Source organism: Edaphobacter flagellatus (assembly GCF_025264665.1).
Taxonomy (GTDB): Bacteria; Acidobacteriota; Terriglobia; order Terriglobales; family Acidobacteriaceae; genus Edaphobacter; species Edaphobacter flagellatus.
In genome coordinates this window covers 461,433-481,369 of record NZ_CP073697.1, presented here as the reverse complement: position 1 = coordinate 481,369, position 19,937 = coordinate 461,433, and the positions used below count along the sequence as shown (strand labels likewise).

The 19,937-nt window shown below is 59.8% G+C and carries 17 protein-coding genes; 8 read left to right on the top strand and 9 right to left on the bottom strand.

Features of this window, described 5'->3' with window-relative positions:
• Positions 1 to 77 precede the first annotated feature (77 nt).
• The gene (locus KFE13_RS02005; RefSeq protein ID WP_260705450.1) at positions 78 to 2,588 is read left to right on the top strand and encodes a serine/threonine-protein kinase; all 2,511 of its coding nucleotides are present in this window, start codon (positions 78 to 80) and stop codon (positions 2,586 to 2,588) included.
• Positions 2,589 to 2,650: 62 nt separating this feature from the next.
• Here KFE13_RS02005 and KFE13_RS02000 read toward each other — a convergent pair whose 3' ends face one another.
• Entirely contained in the window at positions 2,651 to 3,577 is a 927-nt protein-coding gene (locus KFE13_RS02000; RefSeq protein WP_260705449.1) for a hypothetical protein, read from the bottom strand.
• A 364-nt stretch (positions 3,578 to 3,941) separates the two neighbouring features.
• Between KFE13_RS02000 and eno the strand changes: the two genes are divergently transcribed.
• The 6 genes from eno to gpmI all read left to right on the top strand — a co-directional run bounded on the left by eno (position 3,942) and on the right by gpmI (position 11,295).
• Positions 3,942 to 5,234 carry a phosphopyruvate hydratase gene (eno, locus tag KFE13_RS01995; RefSeq protein ID WP_260706884.1) on the top strand — a complete coding sequence of 431 codons (1,293 nt, stop codon included), beginning with the start codon at positions 3,942 to 3,944 and terminating at the stop codon, positions 5,232 to 5,234.
• Positions 5,235 to 5,392: 158 nt separating this feature from the next.
• Positions 5,393 to 6,415 (top strand): phosphogluconate dehydrogenase (NAD(+)-dependent, decarboxylating), encoded by a 1,023-nt coding sequence (gene gnd / locus KFE13_RS01990; protein ID WP_260705448.1) that lies wholly within the window; start codon positions 5,393 to 5,395, stop codon positions 6,413 to 6,415.
• A 36-nt stretch (positions 6,416 to 6,451) separates the two neighbouring features.
• Positions 6,452 to 7,897, top strand: coding sequence for a glucose-6-phosphate dehydrogenase (gene zwf / locus KFE13_RS01985; protein ID WP_260705447.1), 1,446 nt, complete (start codon positions 6,452 to 6,454; stop codon positions 7,895 to 7,897).
• Positions 7,894 to 8,604, top strand: coding sequence for an SIR2 family NAD-dependent protein deacylase (locus KFE13_RS01980; RefSeq protein ID WP_260705446.1), 711 nt, complete (start codon positions 7,894 to 7,896; stop codon positions 8,602 to 8,604). Before zwf ends, KFE13_RS01980 begins: the two co-directional genes overlap by 4 nt.
• A 45-nt stretch (positions 8,605 to 8,649) precedes the next feature.
• The gene (locus KFE13_RS01975) at positions 8,650 to 9,471 is read left to right on the top strand and encodes a phosphatase PAP2 family protein (RefSeq protein WP_260705445.1); all 822 of its coding nucleotides are present in this window, start codon (positions 8,650 to 8,652) and stop codon (positions 9,469 to 9,471) included.
• 210 nt (positions 9,472 to 9,681) lie between these two features.
• Complete coding sequence (gpmI, locus tag KFE13_RS01970) at positions 9,682 to 11,295, top strand: 2,3-bisphosphoglycerate-independent phosphoglycerate mutase (protein WP_260705444.1); 1,614 nt, start codon at positions 9,682 to 9,684, stop codon at positions 11,293 to 11,295.
• 428 nt (positions 11,296 to 11,723) lie between these two features.
• Here gpmI and KFE13_RS01965 read toward each other — a convergent pair whose 3' ends face one another.
• From KFE13_RS01965 to KFE13_RS01945, 5 genes are read right to left on the bottom strand one after another with little or no spacing between them, the layout of a single operon-like run.
• Positions 11,724 to 12,731: a metallophosphoesterase gene (locus tag KFE13_RS01965; RefSeq protein WP_260705443.1), complete on the bottom strand. Its 1,008-nt coding sequence runs from the start codon at positions 12,729 to 12,731 to the stop codon at positions 11,724 to 11,726.
• A 42-nt stretch (positions 12,732 to 12,773) separates the two neighbouring features.
• On the bottom strand, positions 12,774 to 13,373 hold the full coding sequence (recR, locus tag KFE13_RS01960; RefSeq protein ID WP_449240091.1) for a recombination mediator RecR: 600 nt from the start codon (positions 13,371 to 13,373) through the stop codon (positions 12,774 to 12,776).
• Positions 13,373 to 13,696: a YbaB/EbfC family nucleoid-associated protein gene (locus KFE13_RS01955; RefSeq protein WP_260705442.1), complete on the bottom strand. Its 324-nt coding sequence runs from the start codon at positions 13,694 to 13,696 to the stop codon at positions 13,373 to 13,375. The genes recR and KFE13_RS01955 overlap by 1 nt, the downstream gene beginning before the upstream one ends.
• A gap of 10 nt (positions 13,697 to 13,706) precedes the next feature.
• A complete protein-coding gene (dnaX, locus tag KFE13_RS01950; RefSeq protein WP_260706882.1) occupies positions 13,707 to 15,692 on the bottom strand; it encodes a DNA polymerase III subunit gamma/tau in 1,986 nt (661 codons plus the stop codon).
• A 55-nt stretch (positions 15,693 to 15,747) separates the two neighbouring features.
• Positions 15,748 to 16,200 carry an SET domain-containing protein gene (locus KFE13_RS01945; protein WP_260705441.1) on the bottom strand — a complete coding sequence of 151 codons (453 nt, stop codon included), beginning with the start codon at positions 16,198 to 16,200 and terminating at the stop codon, positions 15,748 to 15,750.
• Between the two features lie 542 nt (positions 16,201 to 16,742).
• Between KFE13_RS01945 and KFE13_RS01940 the strand changes: the two genes are divergently transcribed.
• Positions 16,743 to 17,183 carry a hypothetical protein gene (locus tag KFE13_RS01940; RefSeq protein WP_260705440.1) on the top strand — a complete coding sequence of 147 codons (441 nt, stop codon included), beginning with the start codon at positions 16,743 to 16,745 and terminating at the stop codon, positions 17,181 to 17,183.
• A gap of 7 nt (positions 17,184 to 17,190) precedes the next feature.
• On the opposite strand, the gene flgL is transcribed toward KFE13_RS01940, so the two are convergent.
• The 3 genes from flgL to flgM all read right to left on the bottom strand — a co-directional run bounded on the left by flgL (position 17,191) and on the right by flgM (position 19,937).
• A complete protein-coding gene (flgL, locus tag KFE13_RS01935; protein ID WP_260705439.1) occupies positions 17,191 to 18,090 on the bottom strand; it encodes a flagellar hook-associated protein FlgL in 900 nt (299 codons plus the stop codon).
• 24 nt (positions 18,091 to 18,114) lie between these two features.
• Complete coding sequence (gene flgK, locus KFE13_RS01930) at positions 18,115 to 19,497, bottom strand: flagellar hook-associated protein FlgK (protein ID WP_260705438.1); 1,383 nt, start codon at positions 19,495 to 19,497, stop codon at positions 18,115 to 18,117.
• A gap of 140 nt (positions 19,498 to 19,637) precedes the next feature.
• Entirely contained in the window at positions 19,638 to 19,937 is a 300-nt protein-coding gene (flgM, locus tag KFE13_RS01925; protein ID WP_260705437.1) for a flagellar biosynthesis anti-sigma factor FlgM, read from the bottom strand.

Here is a 19,937-nt window from a genome sequence, read left to right as displayed (position 1 = left end):
CCCAGCCTGCCTTCGTCACACGCTGTAAATAACGACACAGACATCTTCCACATGCAACTCCTTGCAATAATGGAGATATGAAGCGACGCGTCATCGAGCAGTATGAGCTTGTCCGCAAGATCGGTGCTGGCGGCTCCGGCGTCGTTTTTCTTGCCAATGACACCCTGCTTCAGCGCCCGGTCGTCATCAAAATCCTCAAGCGCGGCAACCTTACCACCGAGCAGATGCGCGCTACCCAGCTCCGCGAAGCCCGTCTTGCCTCCGCCATCGACCACCCCAATGTCTGCGCCATCTATGAAGTAGGCGAAGCTCCTGCCGAATCCGGTGACGGCTCCGAAGCCTACATCGTGATGCAGTATGTCCCCGGCAAATCGCTGGACAAGATCATCTCCGACGGCCCTTCCACTCTGGAGCTTGTTCTCTCCGCCGGCATTCAGATCTCCGACGGTCTCGCCGCCGCGCACTCGCTCGGCATCTTCCATCGCGACCTCAAACCCGCCAATGTCATGCTCACCGACGGTGGCCTCATCAAGATTCTCGACTTCGGTCTCGCGCGTCGTCTCGCTCTCGACAAGACCGACTTCGACCCCTCCGGCCCCGCCGACAAGAGCAATCTTCCGCCCCTCGGAGCCACTTACACCGCGCGTGGCGGCACCATCGCCTACATGGCGCCCGAGCAGTTTGTCACCGGCCAGTCCAGCGTCCAGTCCGACATCTTCGCCCTCGGCCTCGTCCTCTTTGAGCTTGCCACCGGACGCCATCCCTTCCACCGCCCCGACGCGCCCGACTTCCAGTCCATACGCGCCATTCAGTTTGCCGATCCGCCCTCCATCCGCGAAATCAATCCGCAGCTTCCCAGCGAGATGGAGAGCGTCGTCCTTCGCTGCCTTGAGAAACAACCCGCTGCCCGCTTCGCCAGCGCCGCTGATATCCGCGAGTCGCTCAAGACCATCATGCGCTCCATGCAGCTCGACGCAACGCTGATGGTTGGCAGCGAGTCCCTTACCCTCCTGCCGCAGCAGGGAAGACTAGCCCTCGACACACCCGAAGAAGAGAAGCGCACCACCGGCATCCTTTCGATGCTTGCTGAGCGCTTCCGCGAGTCTGGCTCTTCCACCTCGCAAAAGCAGCAGACCAGTAGCATCGTCGTGCTGCCCTTCATCAACTACGGCCCCGCCGACGTCGCTCCGCTCTATGGTTATGCCTTGGCCGACGCCATCGCCGCGCGCCTCGCCCGCATGCCCTCGCTCGTGGTTCGTCCCTCCAGCGCACTGATGTCTCTTCCCACGCAGCAGCTCGATCCGTTAAGCGTCGGCAAGAAGCTCCTCACCGATTTCGTCCTCGCTGGCAACTTCCTCCGCTCCGACAAAGGCTTCGACCTCAACTGGCAGCTCCTCGATGTCCCCGGCCAGAGCGTCCGCGCCGGCGGCTCCATCAATGTCGCCTCGTTTGACCTCGTCAGCGTGCAGGGCGAAATCTGCAACGAAGTCTTCAGCACGCTCCAGGGCGTCGGGCGTCTCACTGCGGCGGAGAATAACAACCGCTCCACCGCGCCTTCTACGTCGCTCTCCGAAGACCTTTCTGAGGAGTACCTGCAGGCCCGCGCCCTCCTCTCCTCCTTCATGACCCGCACCGGCAATCGCGACGACCTTGACCGTGCCCGCACTCTCTTCGAGTCCGTCGTCAAGCATAACGATCGCTTTGCTCCCGGCTGGTCTGGCCTTGGCATCACGCACCTCCAGTACACCCGCCACGGACTCGGCGGCCAGATGCATGTCCTCGAAGCCCGCCGCGCCTTCGACCGCGCGCTCGAGCTCGATCCCGGCTCTGTCGAAGCCAACCTCTATCGCGTCTACATGCTGCTCTCTCGTGGCGAAAAAGAATCTGCCCGCCACGGCATCGAGCATCTCCTGCAGACTGCGGGCAACGACTGGAACGTCCGCATGGTCGCCGGGCTCACGCTGCGCATCGATGGCATGTACGACGAAGCGCTAGAGCAGTTCAACACTTCGCTGCGCATGAACCCATCGAACGCGGCCATGATCTACAACCATCGCGCCCGCGTCTACCAGTATCAGAATCAGCTTGAGCTGGCGGCCGACGAGATTGAGAAAGGTCTCACGCTCGAGCCGCGTCAGCCCCTGCTGCGCATCTCCCTCGGCTATCAGAAAATGCGAATCGGCGACCTCTCCGGCGCGATCGAAACGCTCGAGAACGTCATCCGCGACGAGAAGTCGCTGCGCATCGTCTTTCCCACCATCGCGCTCTGCTACGTGCAGCTCGGCGACCGTCAGAAAGCCGCAACCTTCATCATCGACGAAACCCTGGCCGCTGCCGAGGCCGACAGCGAGATGGCCTACCGCCTCGCGACCTACTTCGCCGTCGATGGCGACGAAAGCGAAGCCCTTCACTGGCTACGCCGCGCCATCTACCTCGGCAACGAAAATTACCCGTGGTTCTCCAAGAATCCCGCATGGAAGCGCCTCTCCGGCCACGCCGACTTCGAGCGCATCCTCGAAGATCTTAAGAAGAGCTATCGCCGCAACCAGAAGAACTGGAAGCGCCTCCTCGCTCAGGTCCGCAACTAAGGAGAGATTCACTAAATAAGAAAGGCGGACCGAAGTCCGCCTTTCTCCATCCTGCAAGCAAACTACTCAGCCGGAACAGCCTTCAACGCAGGCCCCGCACCGGTAGCGGCACTGACCGAAGCCGCATGAATCGGCTTCAATTGCAACGGAGTTGTCAGACTAAACACCAGGCGCGAATCCTGCGCCAGCGTCGCCTGCCGCTCCTGCTTCAGCCACATCGCCGTCGAGACGCCCGCACCAACGCCTGCGCCTACCAGCGCGCCTACGCCTCCACCCAGCATCGCGCCGGCCACTGCGCCGCTGCCCGTCGCCAGAGCCGTAACACCCAGCGTCTCCTTCGTGCGGTCGCGGCGCTTCAGCGTGCCTTCACGGTTCACGTTGAAGCTGCTCAGCGGTGTATCGATCAGCTGTGCATGAACCACATAGACCGTTCCATCCGGCAGCGTAATATTGCGCGGCTCAAGATGCAGCGCCGCCGCGCCGGAGATCCGCTTACCTGCATGAACCTCCGTCACCTGGCCCTCCATGATCGAGCCGATCGGAATAATCACGCGGCCATTGTTCGTCAGCGCTTCCATCACCTCGGCCGTAAACTTCGTGCCGGGAGCCGTCGTCGCCGTCGAAATCTGCTCACGCATCCGCACCCGCAGCAAGGTGCCTTCATTGATCTCACCCTCACGCTCAGGAACGCTGGTGACAATCTGTGCATCCACATCGCCTGCAGGAGCAGCCTGCACCGCAGCAGCAGGTACTGCACCGGCAACCGCTGGGCCTGTGTAGGGCACATAGGCTCCATACGTCTCCTCTGCCGCAGGCTTTGCTGCCGAAGGCTTCGCCGGGGCCGCAGCCTTGGGAGCAGCAGTTGCGTCCGTATTGTTCGCATCAATCGTTACCGAGTCCGGGTTCGAGACTCCCGTGCGCGCATCCTGAGCCATTAGCGGGAGCGCGGCAAACGCAAGGGCTGCCACCGTTGTCATCCGTGTCTTCATTACTCAATCCTCCAGGGCGGGCCCACAGCCTTATGTGCCCCAATCATCCTTCTTTAAAGCTAAAATCCCCAGCCAATCGTGGTGTGAATTTCGCCGGGCAGGGAATCGACCCTGCTACTACATCTCTTGAGCACCACTCCGCAACCTTCCTGTCATTCATGCGTCGCTCATGCTCCCCCTGCACCGCTTTGCTAGAATTCTTCTGGTGAAATCTTCTGGCGCCAGCCCAGGACAGCACTTCGTTCAATCCATCGCCGCAGCAGGCGGAGCCTCTGTGCCCGTCGACCGGCGTCCTAAACTGAACGAGCGCCTCCTTCATCGCGTCGTCCGGCAACACATTGAACTTCCAAGCCATAGGAGCAACATGACCGAGATCGTCTCTATCCACGCACGCGAAATCCTCGACTCCCGCGGAAACCCCACCGTCGAAGCTGACGTCGTCCTCGACGGCGGAGCGCGCGGTCGCGCCGCCGTTCCTTCCGGTGCCTCCACCGGCGAGCACGAGGCCGTCGAGCTGCGTGACGGAGACAAAGAACACTACCTCGGCAAGGGCGTCCTCAAGGCCGTCGAAAACGTCGAATCCATCCTCGCTCCCGAGCTCACCGGTATGGACGCCTCCAACCAGCGCCTCATCGATGCCACGATGATCGGCATCGACGGCACCGAGAACAAGGGCAAGGTGGGCGCCAATGCCATCCTCGCCGTCTCCATGGCCGTCGCCCGCGCCTCTGCCGATGCCCTCAAGCTCCCGCTCTATCGCTACCTCGGCGGCGTCAACGCCCGCGTCCTGCCCACGCCCATGATGAACATCATCAACGGCGGCTCCCACGCCGACTCCAACGTCGACTTCCAGGAGTTCATGGTCATGCCCGTCGGCGCAGAGACCTTCTCCGATGCCCTCCGCTGGGGCACCGAAACCTTCCACACCCTCAAGGGCGTCCTCAAGAAGAAGGGCTATAACACTGCTGTCGGCGACGAAGGCGGCTTCGCCCCCAACCTCAAGGCCAACGCCGAAGCCATCGAGCTCATTCTCGAGGCCATCGAGAAGGCGGGCTACAAGCCCGGCGAAGACATCGCCATCGCGCTCGACCCCGCCTCCAGCGAGTTCTACGACAAGGCCAGCGGCAAGTACATCTTCAAGAAGTCCGATAACTCCGAGAAGTCCTCCGCGCAGATGGTCGACTTCTGGGAGTCCTGGGTGCGCCAGTACCCCATCGTCTCCATCGAAGACGGCCTCGCCGAAGACGACTGGGACGGCTGGAAGCTCCTCACCAAACAGATCGGCGACTTCACCCAGCTCGTCGGCGACGATCTCTTCGTCACCAACGTCAACCGTCTGCAGCAGGGAATCGACCAGAACGTCGGCAACTCCATCCTGATCAAGGTCAACCAGATCGGCACCATCTCCGAGACCCTCGACGCCATTGAGCTCGGCCGCCGCTACGGCTACACCTCCATCATCAGCCACCGCTCCGGCGAAACCGAAGACACCTTCATCGCCGACCTTGCCGTCGCCACCAACGCCGGCCAGATCAAGACCGGCTCGGCCTCGCGCACCGACCGCATCGCCAAGTACAACCAGCTCCTCCGTATCGAAGAAGAGCTCGGCCAGTCCGCCGAGTTCCTCGGCATCGAGTCCGTCAACTTCGGCGAGTAGTTTTCAAAAAGCGGCACCAGCGTCCGATACGCGACGCCGGTGCCGCTTCTGTTTCGTCCTCCGGCAGCCTCGCACCTGAAAAACCTCCATTCATCGAGCCGGCATCGGTTTTGCCGTAGACTATTCCCCTGCGTTCGTCCTAACTCAAGGAGATGCCGATGCAGCTGGGAATGGTAGGTCTTGGAAGAATGGGCGCGAACATGGTTCGCCGCCTCGCCGCTCACGGACACGAATGTGTTGTCTACGATCGCTCACCCGAAGTCGTCGCCGACCTTGCGAAAGTAAAGGGAGTCATCGGAGCCTCTTCCGCTCAGGACCTCGTCAGCAAGCTCGCCCCGCCGCGGCCCATCTGGCTTATGATCCCCGCCGGATATGTCGATTCTGCACTTGCCCAGTACACCCCTCTGCTGCAGGCCGGAGACATTCTCATCGACGGCGGCAACTCGTATTACATCGATGACATTCGCCGCTCCAAAGAGATCGCTCCCAAGGGGCTTCACTATGTCGATGTCGGCACCTCCGGCGGCGTCTGGGGGCTCGAGCGCGGCTATTGCATGATGATTGGCGGAGAAGAGTCCGTCGTGCAGCATCTCGATCCCATCTTTCAGGCCATCGCTCCCGGCCCCGGCGACGTACCCCGCACCCCCGGCTTCGACAAGATCGGCACCACCGCCGAACAGGGCTACCTCTACTGCGGAGCCAGCGGTGCCGGACACTTCGTCAAGATGGTGCACAACGGCATCGAGTACGGCATGATGGCCGCCTACGCCGAAGGCCTCGCCGTTCTCAAGGGAGCCAACATCGGCAAGCACACCGCCGAGATCGACGCCGAAACCACGCCGCTCCGCGATCCCGAGCACTACCAGTACGACTTCAACCTCCCAGCCGTTGCCGAGGTCTGGCGTCGCGGCTCCGTCATCGCCTCCTGGCTCCTCGACCTCACCGCCACCGCGCTCGCTGAAGACCCCGCTCTCGCAAAGTTTGGTGGTCGCGTCTCCGACTCCGGCGAAGGCCGCTGGACCGTCAAGGCTTCCATCGATGAAGGCGTTCCCACACCCGTACTCACCACCGCACTCTACGAGCGCTTCAGCTCGCGCGGCCTCGCCGAGTTCTCCGACAAACTCCTCTCCGCTATGCGGTACGAGTTCGGAGGCCACCTCGAAAAGCCCGCAGACAAATGATGGAAGATCGATAATCAACACAAGGAGAGCCTCCTCTTGAGCACTCAAGCCCCCGCCGTGGAGCACGCCATTCCGTCCGACGCCCTCGTTTTCTTCGGAGCCACCGGAGATCTCGCCTACAAAAAGATCTTTCCCTCGCTCCAGGCCATGATCAAGCGCGGTCACCTCAACGTGCCTGTCATCGGTGTCGCCAAGGCCGGATGGAACCTCGATCAACTCAAGGCCCGCGCTAAAGACTCACTTGAGCAGCATGGCGGCCTCGATGCAGACGCCTTTCAGAAACTCTGCTCGCTCCTCCGCTACGTCGATGGCGATTATTCCGACGCCGCCACGTTTACTGAAGTACGCAAGCAGCTCGGCGATGCGAAACATCCCGCCCACTATCTCGCCATCCCGCCCTCGCTCTTCGAGACAGTCGTCGAGCAGCTCGTAAAATCCGGCTCTGCGCAGGGCGCGCGCATGATCGTCGAAAAACCCTTCGGCCACGACCTCGCTTCTGCGCAGGAGCTCAACCGCGTCCTCCTCTCCGCCTTCCCCGAGTCATCGATCTTCCGCATCGACCACTACCTCGCAAAAGGCCCCGTCCACAACATCGTCTCCTTCCGCTTCTCCAACTCGTTTCTCGAGCCGCTCTGGAACCGCGACTACATCGAAAGCATTCAGATCACCATGGCCGAAGACTTCGGCGTCCAGGGCCGCGGTTCTTTCTACGATCAGACCGGCGCCATCCGTGACGTCATTCAGAACCACATCTTCCAGGTCATGTCGAACCTCGCCATGGAGTGCCCCGCACGACGCGACACCGAATCCATCCGCGACGAAAAAGCCAAGGTCCTCAAAGCCATTCCTCCCATCGAACCATCGAACCTCCTTCGCGGCCAGTTCGTCGGCTACAAGGACGAGAAAGGCGTCGCCCCCAACTCCACCGTCGAGACCTTCGCCGCCCTTCAGCTTGAGATCAAGAACTGGCGCTGGGACGGCGTCCCCTTCTACATCCGCGCCGGCAAGAACCTTCCCACCACCTGCACCGAAGTCATCGCTCGCCTTCGCCGCCCTCCCGCTACCAACATGACCGACCCGGCTCCGCAGAACCACATGCGCTTCCGCATCAGCCCTGAGATGACGATCGCGCTCTGCGTCTCCGTATCGGCAGTGGACGAGAGCGCTCCACGCCAGGTCGTCGAGCTCGAAGCCTGCCGCTACCCCCGCCCCGAAGAGATGGAAGCCTACGAGCGCGTGATCACGGACGCCATGGCTGGCGATGCCACTCTCTTCGCCCGTCAGGACTACGTCGAAGAAGCCTGGCGCATCGTCGACCCCGTCCTCAAGGCCGGAACACCCGTCTATCCCTACGAGCCCCACACCTGGGGACCCACCGGAGAGCCCGAGCAAATCCTCAACAACGTCACGCCTCCCGGAGGCTGGCAGGCACCCGTCAACGACACGGCAGACGATCTCCACCTCGTTCCTCAACCAGCATGAAGTTAAGCTCCACCGACCGTCTCTTCGTCCTCACCGGAGCAGGCATCTCCGCAGAGAGCGGCCTCGCTACCTTCCGTGGCTCCGGCGGCCTCTGGAACGGCCATCGCGTCGAAGAAGTCGCCACCCCCGAAGCCTGGGACGCCGATCCGCTCCTCGTCTGGCGCTTCTACTCCATGCGCCGTCGCGACGCTCTCGCCGTCCAGCCCAACGCCGCGCATCATGCCCTCGCCCAGCTTGAGCAGCAACTAGGAGACCGCTTCTACCTCTGCACTCAGAACGTCGATGATCTCCACGAACGCGCCGGCTCCCATCGCATCCACCACATGCACGGCTCGCTCTTCCAGTCCCGCTGCGTTCGTTGCAATCAGCCCTTCGCCGACAGCGCCTTCTACGAGTCCGCACCGCTCCCCACCTGCACCACCTGTGGCTCACCCATCCGCCCACACATCGTCTGGTTCGGCGAGATCCCCCTCGACATGGAATCCATCTACGCCCAGCTCGACCGCGCCACCACACTCCTCGTCGTCGGCACCTCCGGCTCCGTCTACCCCGCCGCCGGATTCGTCCACATCGCCCGCCAGACCGGCACCCGCACCATCTACATCGGCCCCGAAGAACCTTCCAACGCCGCCTCCTTCGACGACATCATCCTCGGCACCGCCACTCAGGTTCTCCCTGACTTCTTCGACCACCCATCCTCAAAGTGATATCAATAGAATCGCGGTAGCCATCGAAGTGAGGACGCCTCAGCGATGCGTACTTCCGAATGGATTCAGCTCGGCTTCTCCCTCCTGCTGGCCCTCGCCGCCTGGCTCACTCCACTCCCGCGCCAGCGCCAGCGCAACATCACAACCCTCGCATTAGCCGCTGCCGTCATCCTCGCCATCGCCCTCCTCATAGCCCGCGCACTGCCACCCGAAGCCGCCTCGATCCTCCGCGACTGGCTCACCGTCCCACTCTTCCTCATCCCGTACTGGCAGACCGGACAGTTTTTCCTCGCGCCAAACCCACGCATCCAGCAACGCCTCCTCGACCTCGACCACCGCCTCATCCCCACCATCGCCTCACAGTCCGGCACCTCACGCACCGGCATCGGCTTCCTGCTGGAGATGGCCTACCTCTCCTGCTATCCCCTCGTCCCTCTCGGACTCCTCTCCCTCTACCTCGCCAACCTCCGCAGCCAGGTTGCCGGATTCTGGCTCGTCGTCCTCATCGCCACGTACCTTTGCTATGCCATCACTCCTTTCGTCCCTGCCTACCCGCCACGCTCTCTCGTCGAGCCCGCCGCAACACCGCCTCCTGCCCAGATCAACAAAGGCCGCGTCTTCAACCGCTGGATTCTCCAGCACGGAAGCATCCATGCCATCTCCTTCCCCAGCGCCCACGTTGCTTCCGCCTTCTCCGTCGCCTTCGTCCTTCTCCACGCCTCCATCCCCATCGGCCTCCTCTTCCTCGGCATCGCCATAGCCATCTCCCTGGGAGCCGTCATCGGCCGCTACCACTACGCCCTCGACGTCATCCTCGGAGCCCTCCTCGCGTTCCTCACCTTCGTCGCCTGCCTCCACTTCCTCTAACCCACCACCGTGTCATTCCGAGCGAAGCAGCGTAGCTGCGTAGTCGAGGAACCCCCGCATTTCGCATGTAGAGTCACGAATATCTGGCGTTTTTACAAAAGTGTCATCCTGATCAGAGCAGCGAGGCTGCGCATTCGAAGGATCTGCGTCTTCATCTCCCAGCCTCATCAACCATCACCCCAAAAACTCTTGGTATCCTGAACCAAAGCAATGCCCAAAAAACCGATTGTCCTCACCATCCTCGACGGCTGGGGCTACCGCCCCGAGACTCACGGCAACGCTATCGCGCTCGCCCGCAAGCCCACCTACGACAAGCTCCTGGCCACCTACCCCAACACCCTCATCCGCGCCAGCGACCACTACGTCGGGCTTCCCGACGGCCAGATGGGCAACAGCGAAGTCGGCCATCTCAACCTCGGCGCCGGACGCATCGTCCGCATGGACATCACCCGCATCGATGCCGCCATCGAGGACGGCTCCTTCTTCTCCGACCCAGTCCTTACCCGCGCCGTCCAACTTGCGGGGCAGGGCAACCGCGCCCTCCATCTCTTCGGACTCGTCTCCGACGGCGGCGTCCACTCGCAGCAGCGCCACCTCTACGCGCTCCTCAAGCTCGCCGCCCAGCATCACCTCACCCGCGTCTACGTCCACGCCTTTATGGACGGACGCGACACCATGCCCACCAGCGGCCTCGGCTACCTCGAATCCCTCGAGCAGCAGATTCGCGAGATCGGCATAGGACAGATCGCCTCCATCTCCGGCCGCTACTATGCCATGGACCGCGACCTCCGCTGGGAGAAAGAGCGCCAGGCCTTCGACGCCATGGTCACCGGCCACCCCGAAGGTGGCACCTACACCGACCCGCTCGCCCGTATTCGCGAGCTCTATAACAACGGCATCACCGACGAGTTCGTCCCGCCCTTCACCGTCGTCGACCAGCACGGTAAGGCAATCGGACCCATCCGCGATAACGACGTCTGCATCTGCTTCAACTACCGCGCCGACCGCGTCCGCCAGATCACTCGCGTCCTCGCCCGTAGCTCCGACGTCCCCGGCGGCCTCACGACCGACAACGCACTCGATCTGCCCAAGGCAGCTGAGCTCGACCTCGCCATCCCGCGCAACGAAGCGCCCCAAAACATCCATTACGTCTGCATGACGCAGTACGACAAAAACTTCCGTCTCCCCGTCGTCATCCCACCGGAGTCAATGGATAATCTGCTCGCCAACGTCATGGCCGATGCCGGTCTCCGCAACCTTCGCGTCGCCGAAACCGAGAAGTACGCCCACGTCACCTACTTCTTCAACGGTGGCATCGAAAAACCCTTCCTCGGCGAAGACCGCGTCCTCATCCCCTCGCAGAAAGTCGCCACCTACGATCTCGCGCCCGAGATGTCCGCCGCCGGCATCGCCGACGCCGTCGTCAAGGCCGTCAACGACACCGCCTTCGATGTCATCATCGTCAACTTCGCCAACGCCGACATGGTCGGCCACTCCGGCAAGCTCGACCCCACCATCAAGGCCGTCGAAACCATCGACACCGAGCTCAGCCGCATCTACTCCGCCGTCAAACAGCGCGGAGGTTCGCTGCTCGTCACCGCCGACCACGGCAACGCCGAGCTTCTCATCGATCCCATCACCGGCGGTCCCCACACCGCACACACCACCAACCCCGTCCCCTTCATCCTCATCAACGACGAGCAGGACACCAGCCACCACGCCATCCTCAGGCCCGGCGGAAGCCTGCGCGACATAGCCCCCACCATCCTCCATCTCCTCAACCTCAAAAAGCCCACGGAAATGACCGGCGAAAACCTGAGCTAGGGTACGCCGGTCATCGCACGCTGGTGCCAGCATTGGCGTGTCGCATCCACGTCTTCAACAGGTGTCATTCCGAGCGAGCGCAGCGAGCCGAGGAACCCCCGCATTTTGCTCGCAGAGTCACGAATCTCGAGCGCATCGCAAAAATTACGCAGCCGCCAACGGGAGCAAAGATGCCTGTCAAGCCCCCCAAAATCACAACTCATTCATTCCAAATCAAATAAACCCACAAAAATCTGCCGATCAGTTATCTCCGTTTCGCTATACTTAAACCAGATAGAAAAAATAGCCCCGGCTTCGAAGCCGGGGCTAACTCATTTGGAATCTATATTTTTGCTTCTAAATCATCTATTTTCAATATTTTGCGCTGTTGAAAACGCGTAATGCATTGAAAATAGGTGGTTTATGGAAAACCAGAGGGGGGAGGGGGTCTAGCTCAACACCCGCATCTCACCCGAGGGCGACTTCCTGAACCCATGAATCAGCCGTCCCTCTGAGTCGATATGCCGCAGCGTCAGCCACTCCGGCGTAATCTCCAGATGGCTGAAGCCGTAGATCTTCGCTGCATATGGTCCACGCTTCGCCTCATCGATCTCCAGCGTGTAAAGATCGGCGCCGCCGCCGCCCGACAGCACAAACGAAGTCGGATGCCCGTCGAACTCCAGGTGCTGCATATCATGATCGTGCCCCGCGAAGTAGAGATGGACCTTATGTTCGCGCAGCAAAGGCTCCCAGTCCGCAATCAGCACCTTGTGATCGCCGTGCGGCCCGTTCGAATAAATCGGATGATGCGCCATCACGATCAGGTAAGGCGTCGTGCGCGGCTTCTCCAGCTCAGCCTTCAGCCACGCAAGCTGCTCCAGCCGTTCCGCATCGGTTAGCGTAAAGTTCACGCCCTTCGCCTGCGCACCCAGCGGACGCGGCATGTTGCTGTCGAGAGCAAGCACCGTCACCAGCGGTTTCACAGCAGGGAACTCGAACCGGTACCAGCGAGCTGGCATCTTCCAGCGCGTTCCGGGCCGCTTCGCATACGCCAGCTCTGCCGCAACCTTGCTCTCCGGCATCCGCTGATAGTCATGGTTGCCCAGCACCGCATACGCCGGGCAGTTAAAGACCGAAGCCGGATACATCTCTTCGAACTGCGTCTTCCAGCGTGGCGAATCGACGCCGCCCACCAGGTCGCCGTACCAGTTGTCGCCTAGCATCATCAGCGCATCCGTCTTCAACGACTGCTGGTGAACATACTTCTTCATCGCAGCAGCAACCGCTGTCTGCGCCTCAAACTTCTCATAGCCCCAATCGCCGACCAGCAGCCAGTTCGACGCTCCTTGCGACGAAGCCTGCTTCATCGCAAGCGAAGGCAGCGAGCCAAGACTCGCAAGTGCACTGAAAGCAAAACTCTGACGAAGGAAGCCGCGACGGCTGAGACGATTATTCATGAAAGCCTTATATCACGTGAAGATGACAACATCTTCAACACATCACAACTCGCGGCGGCCTTCGAGCGCGCGCGACATCGTAATCTCGTCTGCGTACTCGATATCGCTGCCTGCTGGAACCCCCGTCGCGATGCGTGTGACCCTGATCTGTTGATCCGCACGCCGAATCTCATCGGCAAGATAACGCGCCGTCGCCTCGCCTTCGGTTGTTGGCGACAGCGCAAGAATCACCTCATCTAACTCAGGCAGACGAGTCATCAGGTTCGCAATCCGAAGCTGCTCCGGCCCAACACCGCCAATAGGAGAAAGAGTTCCATGCAGCACGTGATAGACGCCCGCATAGCTGCGCGTCTTCTCGATTGTCGCGATGTTCGTCGGCTCTTCGACCACGCAGACCAGCCGTTGATCGCGCGCCGCATTGGTGCAATAGCTGCAAGGATCGACGTCCGTGATGTTGTTGCACACCGAACACAGCCGAAGACTCGCCTTCAGCTCGCGAATCGCGCCAGCCAGCCGCTCGGCATCGTCGTGCGAAGAGCGCAGGACATGAAACGCCAGCCGCTGCGCGCTCTTGGTGCCGATTCCCGGCAGCTTGCGCAGCTCATCGATCAGCCGCGTCATCGGCTCAGCAAATCGAGCCACTAGGTCAACCCCGGAATATTCAGGCCGCCCAACATCCCGGAGACGCTGGACTTGATCGCTTCATCAGCGCGGCGACCCCCTTCGTTGATCGCGGCAACGATCAGGTCTTCCAGCAGCTCAAGATCGCTGCCCGCGCTGCCGACAGCAGTCGGATCGATCTTCAGCCGCAGAACCTCTTTCTTGCCGTTCATGCGAACCGTAACGACGCCTCCACCGCTCGAGGCTTCAATCACCGTCTCGGCCAGCTTGCGCTCCATCTGCTCCTGCATCTGGCGCGCCTGCCCCATCATGTCTTTCATCTTTCCCAGGTCTGAGAGATTCATGGCTAAATCCTTAATCGTTGTCGCGCAGATCGATCACGTTGCGTATCTCGGCATTGAACAGCTTCTGCGCCTGCTGCACAACCGGATGATCGAGCGCCTTCGCCTGCGCGCTTCCTGTCCGCGCTACCTTCGGCTTCTTCGCCACGGCGTTCGCCGCGCCCGGCAGCAGACTCAGCTTCAGCGCGCCTGCTCCTGCTGTCCGTAAAGCTGCCCGGATAATCCGATCCGCATCGGCATTGATCACCATCGACAGCATCGTCTTCGAAAGTGCAGTCTGAACGCGGATCTCGCCACCTTCGACTGTCCATTCGGCATCGCCGATAGCGTCCGCGGCCGTTCCCTGACTCTTTGCCGCTGAGAGAGCTTCAACGGCAACGCGTTGCAGCTCTTCTGCGGAATTCGCCCCACCCGCCGATGCTGAAGACGCAACTGTTTCGGGTGGTGTAATCGGAACTGCTTCAGGCTCTAGAACTGCAACAGGCATAGCTCCCAGCCCCAACAGGTCCGCTGCAACCTCCAACGGCGTAACGTCGGATATAGGCTCATCTTCAATCACGGCTACCGCCGTCATCGTTACAGCCGGTGCGGATTGAGCCGCCGAAGCCTTGGGCTCAACGCGTGCTGGTGCAGCTTCAGGAATCGACTTGCGGCTAGTATCTGCCGAGAACGGGGAGAATGCAGGCTTGGTCGGTGCAGCAGGAACAACAAACGGAGTTGGAGAGCTGGCACGCGCAGGCGGTGTTGTCGTGTTAGGTGTATTTACGGGGCGCGGACGCGGCGATTCGGCGCCACCTGAGCCACCGGGAACAGGGAAGCGGCTTAGCACCTCTTCGACCGGTAGCAGCCTACGCAGATGAACCAGCTTCAACAGACCAAGCTCGAAGTGGAAGCGTTGCTCCTGGCGATAGCCAAGCTCGTCAAAGGTCCGCAGCATCACCTGCAGGAAACGAGTTAGCTCTTCTTCAGTAAACAGCGCTGCGGACCGCGCTGCACGGCGCTGTTCATCCGCCGAAATCTGGAGTAGTTCCGATGCGACTCCGTCCAGACCGGAACCATCCGCTTCGACACCTGCAATCTTTGCCATGATGCAGTTTCGCAGGTAGCGCACGCACTGACGGGCGAGCTGTGCCGGGCTATTGCCGGCATCCAGCAGCTCGTTTGCCGTCGTGATGACCTCGGCGCTACGGTTTCCATCGACCGCCTGCAGGATGCGCTCGAAGACAGCGTTGGGAACCGTGCCCATCAGCTCACGAATCTGGGCCGCGTCGAGCCTGGGCTTGCCGTCCTCCAGCGGAGCGCTGGCAATGGCCTGGTCCATGATCGACAATGCATCGCGCATGGAGCCGTCACCTGCCTCTGCAAGCAGAGCCAGAGCAGCATCATCTGCCTGCACACCCTCGTGATCAGCAATAGCGCGGATCTGCCCGAGAATGTCGACCAGCTTGACGGCGTGAAAGCTGAAGTGCTGGCAGCGCGACCGCACCGTCTGCGGAATATCTTCCGGCTGCGTTGTCGCCATCATGAAGACGATATGCTCCGGCGGCTCCTCAAGCGTCTTTAACAGGGCATTGAAGGCAGCATCTGTGATCTGGTGAGCTTCGTCGAGGATATAGATCTTATATTTGTCGCGTGCCGGGCGATACCGCGCTGCGTCACGCAGTTCGCGAATCTCATCGATGCCGCGATTCGTGGCGGCGTCAATCTCAATGACATCAACCGAGTTGCCCGCGCGTATCTCCGTGCACGATTCACAGACTTCGCAGGGCTCGGCCGTCGGGCGAGCCGGGCTGCCGATTGTGTTGCGGCAGTTCAGCGCCATCGCGAGAATACGCGCAATGGTGGTCTTGCCGATGCCACGGTGTCCACTGAAGATATAGCCGTGCGCGATTCGGCCCTGCGTAAGGGCGTTCATCAGCGTTACGGTGACGTGGTCCTGTCCAACGACGTCTGCAAAGCGCTGCGGGCGGTACTTTCTCGCTAAAACCTGATATGCCATAGCCAAAGTGCGGTTCAAGGCCGCATCCTGCTATTGTAGCGTCCGGAGAGCACACTCACGCTCTCGCTGCACGACGGGCCTTTCTGGCGCGGCGCTTGACCTCTTCTTCGGAAAACATCGTTCCGCGGCATTTTGCCTTACCGCAATAGCAATCGGCATCATCGTCATCGGAGTCGTGCAGATTGTACTCGTAGGTTAGTTCTTCACCTGGAGTGATGTCGCGTGTTGCTACGATCCAGATTCGGCCGTCGAGGTTTTCCGTCTCACAGTTCGGGTCGCAGCAATGGTTGATGAACATCGCCGTTCCGAAGCCGTCGATGACCTCGCCGCTGTCGCCGGTGCTGAAGAGATACGTGATAAAGCGGTCCTTATATCGCTCATCCGCAACCTCTTTGCTGAAGCGCGGACCGTCATACTCCACGACGGGAGTTCCTTTTTTGATAGGGCGAGTGGTGTAGCAGCCCGCCGCGTGGATGGACGAAGAGCGGATCATCAGTCCAGAAACCATGGGAAAAACGTCCAGAATGAAAGGATTTGGTGTCCGAGGGCGGAGAATGGGAGAAGAGCTTCTCTTCCTCTTCATCCGCGCGCCCTCGTTGCAAGCTGACTATAACAAACTGTTGCTTGTGGGAGTCAAAGGATTATGCCGGACAGCCGAAACAACGATGCGAGTAGTCTAACCAAGAGATGCTGAACGATTTCCGTCTATTGCCGATCCATGTCTTTGCAGTGGGCATCATTCTAGGATGCGTGCAGTTGGCGCAGGCTCAGCAACCGGCGGCTTCACCGTGCCCGACAGCAGAATTGGCGGGAAAGACAAGTTCTTCGTCATCCTCTTCAGAAGAGTCTGCCGGCAAGACAGATAAATCTTCCTCTCCCTGCACTCCAGCGCAAAAAGGTTCGTCTACTTCCGAACGGTTCCCATTCCCCGGCGAGACTCCGCCACCTGCGTTGCCCAGCACTTCAACATCTTCGCCCGACGAACCCACTCCTCAGGCAAATCATTCCTCGGCTGCTGAAGAACATCCCTTCCCAGGCTCTGCTCCCCCTATGCCAGGTGCTGATTCAGAGAGCGGTAGTTCCAGTAGCAGCTCTGGCAGCGATAGCTCATCCAGCAGCAACGATCCTGCGACAGATGCCGACTCGCCTCCGCTGAACGACAAGGGAGATAACCCTCGCGCATCCGTCCGCCGTCGCTTGCCTAAAGTCGAGAAGCTGCAGAGCGATGAAGAGCGCGCTGCTGAAGATCTCGACATTGCCAAATTTTATGAGGGCAAAGGCGATCTCAACGCCGCATATCTGCGCACAAAGGATGCAGTGAAGATTCAGCCCTCAGACCCTGATATGCATTTTGCTCTTGCTCGTATGGCGCAAAAGATGAATAAGCGTGATGAGGCGATTGCAGAATATAACGCCTGCCTGCAACTCTCTCCCGATGACACAACGATCAAGCAGATCAAAAAAGCTCTCAACCAGCTCAACAAGCAGTAATCGCTCGCTATTTCAGGTAATCGAAGAGATTGACTTTGTTGAGTGCGCTGATTACATTCAGCAGCGCCTGATACTGCGTCTGGTTTGACTTCAGTTGCGTTGCTATGGAGGCAGGATCGGCTGCGACCAGCGAGCTTTGCAGGATCTTCATTTGTGCCTCCTGTGTTTGCGCATAGGTGCTGGTGGATTGAAGCGTGCTTAGCGAGCCATTCAGCGAAGAACGTTGTGTCGATACCTGGGCAAGTGCATCGTTGAGTGCATTGGTATCGGTTGCGAAGCTGCTCGAAGGCGCTCCGGCGGCAAGATCGGCGAGGAACTGATTCAACACACCGAGCGCTCCCGAGGTCCCCGAGCCAAAGATGGCCGAGCCGGGCAGGCTTGTCTGAATCTTTTGTCCGCTGGGCGTCTCGATGAACTGCACGTTGGAGTCGCCGGTGTAGGTTGCGGTTGCTGGAGTGGTTGTTGTATCGAGCGAGTAGGGTGCTGCCGTACCTTTACTTCCAGCGAAGAGGTAGTGGCCCTGATAGCTCGTATTTGCCAGTGAGAGTACCTGATCGCGAATGCCTGTCACCTGCTGCATAACGGCCTGAAGATTGGCGTTGTTCAGCGTTCCGTTGGCAGCCTGTACTGCCAGAGAGATGGCCGAAGTCAGCTGCGTCACGACCTCGCCCAGGGTGGAATCGGTGACTTGCAGCATCGATGAGGTTCCCGAGGCCGTTTGAACGAAAGTATCTACACGAGAGATCTGGCTGCCCATCTGTGTGCTTTGTGCTGCCGCGGACGGATCGTCGGAGAGAGACTGTACGCGCAAACCGCTCGAAAGCTGACCGGAGAGCATATTGGCTCGGTTGGCGGCGTCGTTCAGCGACTGCGTCAAGAGGTTGACATAGCTGGGATCGGCTCGCATGCGTTTTCCTTTGTAATGACGGAATTAGGAGACAGAAGTGGTTACGCCAAGGTTGATCGCGCTTGTCATTACCGAATCGGCAATCGAAAAAACCTTGGCTGCCGCCTGGTAGGCACGTTGATAATTCGTCAGGTTTGCGGCTTCTTCATCGAGCGAGACACCCGAAAGCGCGTTACGCTGCGATGTGAGCTGCGAAAGAATAGCCTGTTGTGCCGTATTGTCTGCTGTTGCTCCTGCCGCAGCGCTTCCTATCTGAGCAAGAAAGGATGAAAAGAAGTTCGATGCCGTCTGTCCTGAGGCGATAGCGGTGGTTGCAAGGTGGGACAAGGCCAACGCATTGCTATTGCCGGTAGTGCCTTCACCAATTGCTGCGGCGGCAATGGCCTGCGGATCGCTGGCGATGACCTGAATCTGGGCTGCAGCATTCGATACAGTTGCCGGAAGAGCGAAGATTGCTTGGCCAGGGTTTCCGTAGCCATCCAGCCCCTGCGCATTCACGGTGTTAACCTGTGTCCCAATTGAATAGGCAAGGTTATCAAGGGCGTTTTGAAATACTGGAATCTGTTGATCTCTAGCTGCGAGAATTCCGCCGAGTGAGCCGCCGGTCAGGCCTGAGGTGACGTCCTGACTGGTCGGCCCCGCGATGATGTGAGTGACCCCTCCAACAAGCGTTGTGCTTAGGGCAGGGGATTGTCCACCGCTTACGAGCACAGCTCCATTGCTTGTTGTAAGTGTGATACCGTTCGCTTCATTCGTAATCTGATTCAGCCCGACGTACTGGGAGAGCTGGGCGATAGCCTGTTGACGCTGATCTTCGAGAACTCCGGCGTCCGTATTCGGAGAAGCGCTGCTGATCTTCTGATTGAGCGTGGCAATCGTCGCAGTCAGCGTATTGATCTGATCGACGTTTCCGGCAACCTGTTTGTCGAGGTTGGTCGATATCTGTGTTATCTGGTTGGCTGCAGAATTGAAAGCACTGGCCAGATTTTGAGATGCGGCGAGAACCTTCTGGCGTGTCGGCATATCTGAAGGATTCGCCGACAGGGAAGAGAGTGAGTTGAAGAAGGAGTCAATAGCTGAGCCCAGCGCCGTCGTGCTGGCAGAAGTAGATGTTGAGCTAAGACCAAAGACATTTTGTATCTGAGTCAACGCGTCTTCCAATGCCTGACTCTGAGCCTGCGTCTGGGTCTGTTGCTGTACGCGCTGTTCCAGAATGCGGTCCCGTTGCGATACTCCCTGCGAGCCAACATCTACACCTCCGCCAACTGTATAAGCACCGATGGTCACACTATCTCGCGATTGCCAGTTGACAACCTGCCGTGTGTAGCCTGGCGTATTTTGATTAGCGACATTGTTTGATATGACACCAAGTGCTGCCTGGTCGGCCATCAGGGCCTGTCGTGCCATATCCATCAATGAGTTAACTGTTCCCATGCGTTACTCACATTTCTGCCAGAGGCGAAGATCGATCGTGCCCGCGTAGTTGCAGGTGCTGTCGTGAAATTGGATGACTTGAAGTGCTTAATGCTGTTGAAGGATAGGTGTCACTATTTGATCAACGATTCGATCACTTTGCCGGCAACTTCAGAGGACGGAACCTGATAGCTGCCATCTGCAATGGCCTGCCGCAGAGCTTCCACTTTTTCCATCCGAACATCGGGAGTTGCCAGAGCCTTTGAAACCAAACCGCTGGCGGAACTCAGGCTCGCTTCATCCGCTGGTGCCGTTCCGCTCGATGCAGGCAGAGTCGTATTTGCAGGGCGCGATGCGGCTTGCGCCTCACCGACAGGAGTGAGTGTGCTCAGCACGTTTTTCAGCTCGCCAATTCCATCTCCAAAACTCATCAT

Excerpts from the sequence above, each read along its gene's own strand:
- eno (WP_260706884.1), top strand. The coding sequence starts at position 3,942 with ATGACCGAGATCGTCTCTATCCACGCACGCGAAATCCTCGACTCCCGC.
- KFE13_RS01945 (WP_260705441.1), bottom strand. The coding sequence starts at position 16,200 with ATGGTTTCTGGACTGATGATCCGCTCTTCGTCCATCCACGCGGCGGGC.
- flgM (WP_260705437.1), bottom strand. The coding sequence starts at position 19,937 with ATGATGAGTTTTGGAGATGGAATTGGCGAGCTGAAAAACGTGCTGAGC.
- KFE13_RS01975 (WP_260705445.1), top strand. The coding sequence starts at position 8,650 with ATGCGTACTTCCGAATGGATTCAGCTCGGCTTCTCCCTCCTGCTGGCC.
- flgL (WP_260705439.1), bottom strand. The coding sequence starts at position 18,090 with ATGCGAGCCGATCCCAGCTATGTCAACCTCTTGACGCAGTCGCTGAAC.
- KFE13_RS01955 (WP_260705442.1), bottom strand. The coding sequence starts at position 13,696 with ATGAATCTCTCAGACCTGGGAAAGATGAAAGACATGATGGGGCAGGCG.
- gnd (WP_260705448.1), top strand. The coding sequence starts at position 5,393 with ATGCAGCTGGGAATGGTAGGTCTTGGAAGAATGGGCGCGAACATGGTT.
- KFE13_RS01940 (WP_260705440.1), top strand. The coding sequence starts at position 16,743 with ATGCCAGGTGCTGATTCAGAGAGCGGTAGTTCCAGTAGCAGCTCTGGC.
- KFE13_RS01965 (WP_260705443.1), bottom strand. The coding sequence starts at position 12,731 with ATGAATAATCGTCTCAGCCGTCGCGGCTTCCTTCGTCAGAGTTTTGCT.
- gpmI (WP_260705444.1), top strand. The coding sequence starts at position 9,682 with ATGCCCAAAAAACCGATTGTCCTCACCATCCTCGACGGCTGGGGCTAC.
- flgK (WP_260705438.1), bottom strand. The coding sequence starts at position 19,497 with ATGGCACGACAGGCCCTGATGGCCGACCAGGCAGCACTTGGTGTCATA.
- KFE13_RS01980 (WP_260705446.1), top strand. The coding sequence starts at position 7,894 with ATGAAGTTAAGCTCCACCGACCGTCTCTTCGTCCTCACCGGAGCAGGC.
- dnaX (WP_260706882.1), bottom strand. The coding sequence starts at position 15,692 with ATGGCATATCAGGTTTTAGCGAGAAAGTACCGCCCGCAGCGCTTTGCA.
- KFE13_RS02005 (WP_260705450.1), top strand. The coding sequence starts at position 78 with ATGAAGCGACGCGTCATCGAGCAGTATGAGCTTGTCCGCAAGATCGGT.
- KFE13_RS02000 (WP_260705449.1), bottom strand. The coding sequence starts at position 3,577 with ATGAAGACACGGATGACAACGGTGGCAGCCCTTGCGTTTGCCGCGCTC.